10 protein-coding genes and 1 pseudogene are annotated in these 8,875 nt (G+C 53.7%); 4 read left to right on the top strand and 7 right to left on the bottom strand.

Going from position 1 to position 8,875, the window contains the following annotated elements; translation table 11 throughout:
• Positions 1 to 13 precede the first annotated feature (13 nt).
• Positions 14 to 184, top strand: a complete 171-nt coding sequence (locus tag NBE99_RS08150; RefSeq protein WP_011056299.1) for a chlorophyll a/b-binding protein — start codon at positions 14 to 16, stop codon at positions 182 to 184.
• 246 nt (positions 185 to 430) lie between these two features.
• Here NBE99_RS08150 and ndhM read toward each other — a convergent pair whose 3' ends face one another.
• Entirely contained in the window at positions 431 to 766 is a 336-nt protein-coding gene (gene ndhM, locus NBE99_RS08145) for a photosynthetic/respiratory NAD(P)H-quinone oxidoreductase subunit M (protein WP_250681601.1), read from the bottom strand.
• Positions 767 to 928: 162 nt separating this feature from the next.
• Positions 929 to 1,036: pseudogene (locus NBE99_RS13335) on the bottom strand (DNA-binding protein); the annotation flags it as partial.
• 188 nt (positions 1,037 to 1,224) lie between these two features.
• Here NBE99_RS13335 and NBE99_RS08140 point away from each other — a divergent pair.
• Positions 1,225 to 2,628 carry a cation:proton antiporter gene (locus NBE99_RS08140; protein ID WP_250681600.1) on the top strand — a complete coding sequence of 468 codons (1,404 nt, stop codon included), beginning with the start codon at positions 1,225 to 1,227 and terminating at the stop codon, positions 2,626 to 2,628.
• A gap of 2 nt (positions 2,629 to 2,630) precedes the next feature.
• Positions 2,631 to 4,004, top strand: coding sequence for an FADH(2)-oxidizing methylenetetrahydrofolate--tRNA-(uracil(54)-C(5))-methyltransferase TrmFO (gene trmFO, locus NBE99_RS08135; RefSeq protein ID WP_250681599.1), 1,374 nt, complete (start codon positions 2,631 to 2,633; stop codon positions 4,002 to 4,004).
• On the opposite strand, the gene tsaE is transcribed toward trmFO, so the two are convergent.
• Genes tsaE through NBE99_RS08110 form a run of 5 tightly spaced genes read right to left on the bottom strand, consistent with a single transcriptional unit; the run spans position 3,907 to position 7,479 of the window.
• Positions 3,907 to 4,365 (bottom strand): tRNA (adenosine(37)-N6)-threonylcarbamoyltransferase complex ATPase subunit type 1 TsaE, encoded by a 459-nt coding sequence (gene tsaE / locus NBE99_RS08130; RefSeq protein WP_250681598.1) that lies wholly within the window; start codon positions 4,363 to 4,365, stop codon positions 3,907 to 3,909. The two genes, trmFO and tsaE, sit on opposite strands and share 98 nt — an antisense overlap.
• The gene (gene bchM / locus NBE99_RS08125) at positions 4,366 to 5,058 is read right to left on the bottom strand and encodes a magnesium protoporphyrin IX methyltransferase (RefSeq protein WP_250681597.1); all 693 of its coding nucleotides are present in this window, start codon (positions 5,056 to 5,058) and stop codon (positions 4,366 to 4,368) included. It abuts the gene before it with no gap.
• 48 nt (positions 5,059 to 5,106) lie between these two features.
• Complete coding sequence (locus tag NBE99_RS08120) at positions 5,107 to 6,015, bottom strand: ABC transporter permease (RefSeq protein WP_250681596.1); 909 nt, start codon at positions 6,013 to 6,015, stop codon at positions 5,107 to 5,109.
• Positions 5,984 to 6,706 (bottom strand): cell division ATP-binding protein FtsE, encoded by a 723-nt coding sequence (gene ftsE, locus NBE99_RS08115; protein ID WP_250681595.1) that lies wholly within the window; start codon positions 6,704 to 6,706, stop codon positions 5,984 to 5,986. The genes NBE99_RS08120 and ftsE overlap by 32 nt, the downstream gene beginning before the upstream one ends.
• Positions 6,703 to 7,479 (bottom strand): WecB/TagA/CpsF family glycosyltransferase, encoded by a 777-nt coding sequence (locus NBE99_RS08110; RefSeq protein ID WP_250681594.1) that lies wholly within the window; start codon positions 7,477 to 7,479, stop codon positions 6,703 to 6,705. Before NBE99_RS08110 ends, ftsE begins: the two co-directional genes overlap by 4 nt.
• Positions 7,480 to 7,773: 294 nt before the next feature.
• On the opposite strand from NBE99_RS08110, the gene psbD reads away from it, so the two are divergent.
• On the top strand, positions 7,774 to 8,832 hold the full coding sequence (gene psbD / locus NBE99_RS08105; RefSeq protein WP_250681593.1) for a photosystem II D2 protein (photosystem q(a) protein): 1,059 nt from the start codon (positions 7,774 to 7,776) through the stop codon (positions 8,830 to 8,832).
• The last annotated feature ends 43 nt before the right edge of the window (positions 8,833 to 8,875 follow it).

Genomic DNA, 8,875 nt, shown 5'->3' with positions numbered 1-8,875 from the left:
AGGAGTCAAAACCATGGAAGATACCAAAACCATCAAAGCTGAAGATCGCAACGCATGGGTGTTTGGATTCACCCCCCAAGCTGAAATTTGGAACGGTCGCCTCGCCATGATTGGCTTTGTGGCAGCGCTACTTACAGAACTGATCACCAAACAAGGCGTGCTTCACTTCTGGGGTCTTCTCTAGACCTTAACTCTCTCCCAATTTTCAGCGGTCAAAGTGTCATTTTGAGGTCAGTAATGGCCTCTTTTTTTGGGCCAATTGACGGCCAAACACAGCCCTTGTCCTAAAGAGACCACACACACGAAACTACGGGAGCCCCTAGGGGAGAGGACAGCAGTCCCTTTATACATCCCAATATTTAAGGGCTGTAGCGAGAAATGCCGCTATCAAAGTACCTGTTGAATGATTCGCGATTGAGGATGAATAAATCTAGGAGTGATTCACACGGGGAATCCCCAGACTGTAGTTGCGCACACGGCTATTGAGGTTGTAACCAATTTCCCCTTGCATCAGTAACGAGCGAATAAAGTGCTCCAAGTCCGAGCCAATCCGCCGCAAATTGTATTCCGTCAAGTCTTCCCCTGCGGCATTCGCCACCAGCTCCTGAAATTTGGCTTCCACCTTCGCTAGGGCAGCCTCATTCCACTCCAACTCGTTATCGGGATCCACATTTAGCGTCAGCGTTTCTGTATCAGGATGAACTTCACCATCAACCACATGAGCGGCATAGATGTGAACGTGGCGTGTCGTGGACTTCAGTAGCATGGCTGACCCAATGACGAGTGAACAGTAGTTCGTAAACGCTTCTACTATACCAAGAATCCTTTCACGGAAAGTTTAGAAAAACTCATGGCTTAGCCCAAGAATCAGTAATAGAACTGGCCTGGATTCTAGGCGGCTTTTGGCTAGCAATGACTGAAAACAAAAATTGATTTGGTGAAACCGACGTGGCTCCGCATCCACAATCACTTGGCCAGTACCATCATCGAGAATAAACACATTGCCAACGACACTGCGAACTGTGCCACGAGTTGTCTTCGACAAATAGAATACGCCTTCCTAAAGGCTAGGGCGATCGCCCGTATAAAAGACTATGGTAACCATGTTGAAATCCGATTGCAGTTAGACAACAAAGAGCCCAGTTCCGTTCAGTGTCAATTCAAGGTTGAGCAGAAGGGGAAGGCGTGCTTAACTGAGTTAAAGAGTTTTTAACATTTGCTGCTATGCCCTTGATAACGTCACTTTTTCAACCTGTTCTTGCTGATGTTGCAGCAGAATCAGTGAACTTGGCGGAAGCAGGTCCATTGATCTTGGCGGCTGTTCTGCTAAGTCTAGTGGTGATCTACTTTGCCAGCAAAGTCGGCGGTGAAATTTGTGCCCGCATTAACTTTCCACCGGTACTGGGCGAACTGGTAGGAGGTGTGGTTGTTGGTATTTCCGTCTTGCACCTGTTGGTTTTTTCCGAAGGGGGGCCAACGGAACCCTCTGTCCTGACCACCTTTATTCAACAGACGGCAGGTATGGATGGCAGCGTGGCTTCCGTGGTTGCCAATACTGCCAGCGAAGTCATTTCGGTACTCTCGGAAATTGGCGTCATGATCCTGCTCTTTGAGATTGGATTGGAATCGGATTTAGAGGGCTTGCTCAAGGTGGGTCCCCAAGCGGCTGTCGTCGCCGTGGTGGGGGTGGTGGCTCCCTTTGTTGCGGGAACTTTCGGCCTCGTAACGCTCTTTCATGTGGACTTGGTACCCGCTATCTTTGCGGGGGCAGCTCTGACGGCAACCAGTATTGGGATCACGGCCAAAGTCCTTGCGGAAATTCAACGCCTCACTTCCCCAGAAGGTCAAATCATCATTGGGGCAGCAGTTCTCGATGACATTCTCGGCATTATTGTGCTGGCAGTGGTGGCCAGTCTAGCCAAAACGGGCACGGTCGAGATCAGCAATGTGATCTATTTGATCATTAGCTCTGTAGTCTTTTTGGTGGGGTCTGTCGTCGTGGGGCGGCTACTGAGTCCCTTCTTTTTGGGGATGGTCGATCGCCTGACGACCCGCGGTAACTTGCTGATTCCCTCCCTAATCTTTGCTTTTGTCCTTGGTTATGTGGCTGTGATCCTGCAACTGGAAGCGATTCTCGGTGCTTTTACTGCTGGCTTGGTCTTGGGAGAAACAGAGAAGCGGCGGGAGCTGGAGGAGCAGATTTTACCCATTGCCGATATGCTGGTGCCGGTGTTCTTTGTCTGTGTCGGCGCACGCACTGATATTAGTGTCCTCAATCCCTTAGAACCGGCCAATCGTGCGGGTCTGATTATTGCTTCGTTCCTTGTAGTTGTGGCCATTGTTGGTAAGGTGGTAACAGGGGCAACCGTCTTTGGTCAGCCGGGAATTAACCGTTGGGCCATTGGTATTGGTATGGTGCCTCGCGGTGAAGTAGGGTTGATTTTTGCGGCTGTCGGGTCGGCCAGTGGTGTGCTCTCGAAGGCCCTAGATGCCGGCATTATCGTGATGGTGATTGTGACCACGTTCGTTGCACCACCCCTGCTGCGTTTGGTCTTTAAGCCAGAAGCAGAGGCCGCAGAGGCGTTACCCACCTCAGACGTTGCAGTGGAGTCTCCCCCAGAAGGATAGGAATGGAACCGATTACGGTCATTGGCGGTGGTTTAGCCGGTACCGAAGCGGCTTGGCAAATTGCCCGTGCGGGTCTGCCGGTGGTGCTGTATGAAATGCGCCCCCAAGTGGCCAGTCCAGCTCACCATACGGCGGAGTTGGCAGAGTTGGTGTGCAGTAATTCCTTTGGTGCCAAGGCCAGCGATCGCGCCACGGGGTTATTACACTATGAACTACGTGCCCTCGGGTCGTTGATTATTGCCACTGCCGATCGCCATCAAGTGCCCGCCGGGGGTGCTCTAGCGGTGGATCGCGCCCAATTTAGCCGTGAGTTGACTGCAACCCTCGAAAGCCATCCCCTTGTGACATTGCGGCGCGAAGAACTACCCCGCCTCCCAGAAAGCGGGATTGTAGTGTTGGCCACGGGGCCACTCACCAGTGAGGCTCTGAGTGCGGATCTCCAACGCTTTACCGGACTGGACTACCTCAGCTTTTTTGATGCCGCCAGCCCAATTGTGATTGGGGAGTCCATTAACCGTGAGGTGGCCTTTTTGGCCTCCCGCTACGACCGAGGGGAAGCGGCCTATCTCAACTGTCCCTTCACTGCTGAAGAATATCAGCGCTTTTGGCAGGCGCTCTGTGAAGCCGAGCAGGCACCCTTGAAGGACTTTGAGCGCGAGAATGCTCAATTTTTTGAGGCTTGCTTACCCGTAGAGGAGTTGGCGCGGCGAGGGGTGGATACGCTGCGGTTTGGGCCTTTGAAGCCTGTGGGCTTGCGAGATCCCCATACGGGAGAGCGTCCCTATGCGGTGGCACAACTGCGCCAAGAGGATCACCACGGTCAGCTGTGGAACTTGGTCGGTTTTCAAACCAATCTGCGCTGGGGCGAGCAGCAGCGGGTCTTTCGGATGATTCCGGGTTTGGAGCAGGCGGAATTTGTGCGCATGGGGGTGATGCACCGCAATACCTTCCTAAATGCGCCGAAGTTGCTGACCCCGAGTCTCCAGTTTCGCGATCGCCCCACCCTCTTGGCGGCAGGTCAAATTACGGGCACTGAAGGTTATACGGCGGCGGCAGCGGGGGGCTGGCTAGCAGGAACAAATGCGGCTCGCTTGGCACGGGGTCTGGCGCCTCTTGTCTTGCCACCGACAACCATGGCTGGTGCGCTGTTCCACTACATCAGTACCGCTGACAGCAAAACCTTTCAGCCAATGCCGCCTAACTTTGGCATTTTGCCACCCTTAGAACAAAAAGTTCGCCAAAAGGCCTTGCGCTATGCCGCCTATCGCGATCGCGCCCTTAGAGATTTAAGCACTTGGGCAACAGCGCTGTCGCTGCCCCTACAGCCTCTAAGGTTAGATGGGTGCGATCCTGCTGCCGTTGAAGCTGGAGCCTAAGATAGTCTAGGGGCAATGTTGGCAAGCGATCGGGCCACTCAATGGCAACAATCCCTAGATCAATTTCTTCCCCAAGCCAATAGCGTTCCGGGGCCAGTTCCGCCACCTCAGCGGGGGTAAGGCGATAGAGATCAAAGTGATAGAGGGGCACACGCCCTTCAGGGTATTCCTGAATCAGGGTGAAGGTGGGGCTTTGAATGACATCCGCAATACCCAATCCCTCCCCCAAGGCTTGCACAAACGTGGTTTTCCCTGCCCCTAGATCTCCCGTTAACAAGAGCACCGTCCCCGGCGGCAGCCATGTTCCCCACTGGCGCCCCAAGGCTTGCAGTTCTGCCAAGCTTAGGTTGAGGTTCGTCATTTAGGCTCGTACTGCCTCTAGAAGTCGCGAAAAGTAAAAACGGGTTTTCGTCATCGCATTGCGCTCAATCCGCCAACCCAAGTCCCGCAAAATGCCGACAATAAATTCCTCGCTGTGGAGATAGGCACGGGTGGCCTTGCTGGAGCCAGGGAAGAATTCACCAATCTTCTTAAGCAGCATATATTTTGGTGTTTTGGGGGCAAAGCTGAGAATGAGCCGCTCCATGGCCAAGGAACTCAAGTGGGCTAGCATCCCTGCCATTTGGCTGTCGGGATAGTGGATGAGGACATCAAGGCAGATGACGGTGTGATATTGTCCCCGCAACGCTTCTAGATCACTGACACTCAGGATCAATTCATGGTGGCCATTCAACTGAGCAGCGGCGCGATCGCGAGCTTCTGCCACCATCTTCTCGGAAATGTCACTGGCATAGACCCGTGCTCCTAGCTTGGCAAGGGGAATACTTAGACTGCCGACACCACAGCCCGCATCACAAATCAGTTTACCCTTGAGGGAGTCATCGGCCTTCAGCCATGCCAGCACCGTATCAATTGTTTGCTGGTGTCCGATGCGGATATCCGCTTGCACCTTACTCACCTGTTCGGTGCCATAGATGCGCCGCCAGCGATCGAACCCGGTCGTGTTGAAGTAGTTTTGAACAATTGCTTTCTCGTCAGCCGTAGATTCTGTCATAGCCCTTGGAATGAATCGTCATTGCCCCACTTATTGTGGCATAGCCGCCTACCGCTGAGATGTCGTTTGCAGTGCCAATCGGGTACTCACAAGTCCCAAAATCACACCGATGAGGAGCAGGAAGACCCCCAAGCCCGCTGACCATTCAAGGGAAACATTACTGGCAAGGGCACGAAAGCTAGGCTGTTGGGCTAACCACTGCTGAAGTTGTTGACTGCTACCCCAGCCGACCATCCATGCCAGTAAACCGCCCCCACCCCCTAGGCTAGCGGCTTGAATAAATAGGGGCGTATAAATCCATGTTTGGGTGGCGCCCACGAGAGTCATGATCTCAATTTCAGGTTGGCGCACAAGGATAATCAACCGCAAAATAGCGCTCACCAAAGCAACGACCGTTAAACTCAGGAGCAGCACCAAAATGAACGTGACTCCCCGCACCACCTGCTGCACACTTTGCAGACCCGTTAATGCCCGTTCGAGGTACTGCACGGACTCAATGCCCTCTTTTTGGGCGATTTGGCTAGCTAGGGGAGCCACCTGATCAAGGCTTTGGGCGCGGATCTTGATTTCATCGCTGAGGGGATTGGTGTCAAAGAGGTCTAAGCCACCCTGTTCGCTTTTGAGGCCTAAATCAGCTTGCAATTCTGCCCAAGCGCGATCGCGATCAATCCAAGTGAAGTCGGCTACCTCCGGTAATGCTGCTAACTGCTCCTTGAGGCTGGCCACTTTGGCTGCGGGAAGAGTAGGCGAGACATAGGCCGTAATTTCTAGGCGATTGCCCAAGGACTCGACACTAGCGCCTAAAATGTGCGAAATTTGCCAGCCCCAACCAAAAATAAAGAGCGTCACGGCCACAGCAATGACGGCTGCGCCATTGAGCCAACCACCGCGCCAGAGACTGCGGCGCACTTCTGGAAGCAAAAAGTTAAGGGTGGGTAAGGGACTCAAGTTTGCCATGGTGCAAATGGAGAATCCGATGGGGAACTAAGCGAGTCAAGGCGAGGTCATGGGTAGTAAAGAGAACCGTTAGCCCATGTTGATGAAGGCGATGGAGCAGGGCAAGAATTTGCTGGCTGGTTTGGGGATCCAGATTACCCGTGGGTTCATCCGCCAGCAATAGCTCAGGTCCACCGACAATCGCCCGCGCAATACTCACCCGCTGCTGCTCTCCCCCCGATAGAGATTGGGGATTGGCATTGGCTTTGTGGCTCAGGCCCACCAGTTTGAGCGCCGTTTGTACCCGCTGCTGAATTTCCCGTTTTGGGGTACCGCGGACTAAAAGAGCAAAGGCAACATTCTCCGCCACGGAGCGATCGCCAAGCAGCTTAAAATCCTGAAAAATCACCCCTAGCCGCCGCCGCAACTGTGCCATCTGCCGGTTCTGTTGAGGATTCACGTCTTGACCAAACAGACGAACTGTGCCCTGATCCGGACGAAGCTGACCACAGAGTAGTTTTAAGAGGGTCGATTTACCTGAGCCTGAGGCGCCAGTGAGAAAATAAAAGTCTCCGCGTCGCAGTTGCAAGCTCACCCGATGCAAACAGGGCAAAGCTCCGCCAAAAGACTTGGTGACTTGGCACAGTTCCGCAACTACAGACCCGTCAGAGATCAATTCACGGTCGGGTGCCACTGGGGTTACGGCCGTCATCGGGAAGAGTAACGCTGCCGTCCATAGAAACGACTCAGGAGAGCTTTCCATGCAAATTGAGGGAGAGCCAACATGCGCCGCCAACGCCACGGTTCCTGATAAAGACGGTAGAGCCACTCCAGATGGAGTTTTTGCATGAGCTTGGGTGCTCGTTTTTTCACCCCCGCCCAAACGTCAAAGCTACCGCCCACGCCCACCCAAATTGCTTCTGGACAAATGTGGCGATGGCGATCGATCCAGTATTCCTGCCGGGGTACCCCCAAAGCCACAAAGATAATGTGGGGTTGTGTTTCTTTCAACATCTCAATGAGGACAATTTCCGTATCGGCATCGTGGTAGCCTGACTGTACGCCAACAATGTCTAGGTTGGGCAACTCTCGATGCCAGCGTTCAGCCACTTTTTCTGCCACCCCCGGTGCTGCCCCATAGAAAAAGACCCGCTTCGGCTGGGGCGCCTCATTGGCAAGTCGCAGGAGAGCTTCGGCAAATTCAATCCCCGGCAGACGGCGCACAGAGAGGCCATGTAACTTGAGGTAGAGAATGACCCCCGATCCATCGGGAATCACCAAATCGGCACGGTGTAAAACATCGGCAAACTCTGGTGAGCGCTCCGCCAACATCACCATCTCCGAGTTGAGAGTGATCACATGTTGGCCACGACCATCCCGCTGTTGCATCAGCAACCACTCGGGAGCATTGTCCACCAAATGGAGGGGAAATCCGAAAACTGAGACTTTTGCGGGAATGGTGGGCATCAAAAGGGGGTAACCCATAGGGAAATTAAGCACAAGAAACACCGGGTATCTTACAGCCCTTTTCACGGCAAGTGAACACTCTGCGCAAAACAGCCTGACGGGCAGGAGAACGCTTCAGTGGTAGATCCCCACCGTCTAGAAAAGGGCTATATCGGATATACAAGGTCATCTCACGGGATATGCCTTGTTGAAAACCACAAAACGCCTTTGCTAGATTAGAGTCGTTATTAAGATTCGTAAACTTGGCTCTTATTCTCCCACTGAGCTACCTCACGAATCTGCCTTTATCACTTCCTTTCGGAGTTGAGTTTTATGACAATCGCGATTGGACGAGCGCCAGCAGAACGGGGATGGTTTGACATCCTTGACGACTGGCTCAAACGTGACAGATTTGTCTTTGTCGGCTGGTCAGGCATCCTGCTTTTCCCCTGTGCCTACCTTGCCCTCGGTGGCTGGCTGACCGGTACCACCTTTGTTACCTCTTGGTACACCCACGGCCTTGCTTCCAGCTACCTCGAAGGCTGCAACTTCCTCACCGTTGCCGTTTCCACCCCGGCCAACAGCATGGGGCACTCCCTCCTTCTCCTCTGGGGGCCCGAAGCCCAAGGGGACTTCACCCGCTGGTGCCAACTGGGGGGTCTGTGGACCTTTATCGCCCTCCACGGCGCCTTTGGCCTCATTGGCTTCATGCTGCGGCAGTTTGAAATTGCTCGCTTGGTGGGCATCCGTCCCTACAACGCCATTGCCTTCAGTGCCCCCATTGCTGTCTTTGTCAGCGTCTTCTTGATTTACCCCTTGGGGCAATCCAGTTGGTTCTTTGCCCCCAGCTTTGGCGTGGCCGCCATCTTCCGCTTCCTCCTGTTCTTCCAAGGGTTCCACAACTGGACCTTGAATCCCTTTCACATGATGGGGGTGGCCGGTGTGCTCGGTGGTGCCCTGTTGTGTGCCATCCATGGTGCCACCGTGGAAAACACCCTCTTCCAAGATGGGGAATCGGCGAGCACCTTCCGTGCCTTTAGTCCCACCCAATCGGAAGAGACCTACTCGATGGTGACGGCGAACCGGTTTTGGAGCCAAATTTTTGGGATTGCCTTCTCGAACAAGCGCTGGTTGCACTTTTTCATGTTGTTTGTGCCCGTGACGGGGCTGTGGATGAGTGCGATTGGCATCGTGGGTCTGGCGTTGAACCTGCGGTCCTATGACTTTATTTCGCAGGAGATTCGAGCAGCGGAAGACCCTGAGTTTGAGACGTTCTACACGAAGAACCTGCTCTTGAACGAGGGCATTCGCGCTTGGATGGCGCCCCAAGACCAACCCCATGAAAACTTTGTCTTCCCAGAAGAGGTACTCCCCCGTGGTAACGCTCTGTAGGGCGTGATCGTATCCTCGTCTGAGTGTCCCTCTCCAATTGGGG

It is taken from the genome of Thermosynechococcus sp. HN-54, assembly GCF_023650955.1.
GTDB lineage: Bacteria > Cyanobacteriota > Cyanobacteriia > Thermosynechococcales > Thermosynechococcaceae > Thermosynechococcus.
This window is presented reverse-complemented; position numbering and strand designations above follow the sequence as displayed.

Coding starts and splice junctions, on each gene's coding strand:
- NBE99_RS08110 (WP_250681594.1), bottom strand. CDS start 7,479: ATGGGTTACCCCCTTTTGATGCCCACCATTCCCGCAAAAGTCTCAGTT.
- NBE99_RS08150 (WP_011056299.1), top strand. CDS start 14: ATGGAAGATACCAAAACCATCAAAGCTGAAGATCGCAACGCATGGGTG.
- NBE99_RS08140 (WP_250681600.1), top strand. CDS start 1,225: ATGCCCTTGATAACGTCACTTTTTCAACCTGTTCTTGCTGATGTTGCA.
- tsaE (WP_250681598.1), bottom strand. CDS start 4,365: ATGACGAACCTCAACCTAAGCTTGGCAGAACTGCAAGCCTTGGGGCGC.
- NBE99_RS08120 (WP_250681596.1), bottom strand. CDS start 6,015: ATGGCAAACTTGAGTCCCTTACCCACCCTTAACTTTTTGCTTCCAGAA.
- ndhM (WP_250681601.1), bottom strand. CDS start 766: ATGCTACTGAAGTCCACGACACGCCACGTTCACATCTATGCCGCTCAT.
- psbD (WP_250681593.1), top strand. CDS start 7,774: ATGACAATCGCGATTGGACGAGCGCCAGCAGAACGGGGATGGTTTGAC.
- bchM (WP_250681597.1), bottom strand. CDS start 5,058: ATGACAGAATCTACGGCTGACGAGAAAGCAATTGTTCAAAACTACTTC.
- trmFO (WP_250681599.1), top strand. CDS start 2,631: ATGGAACCGATTACGGTCATTGGCGGTGGTTTAGCCGGTACCGAAGCG.
- ftsE (WP_250681595.1), bottom strand. CDS start 6,706: ATGACGGCCGTAACCCCAGTGGCACCCGACCGTGAATTGATCTCTGAC.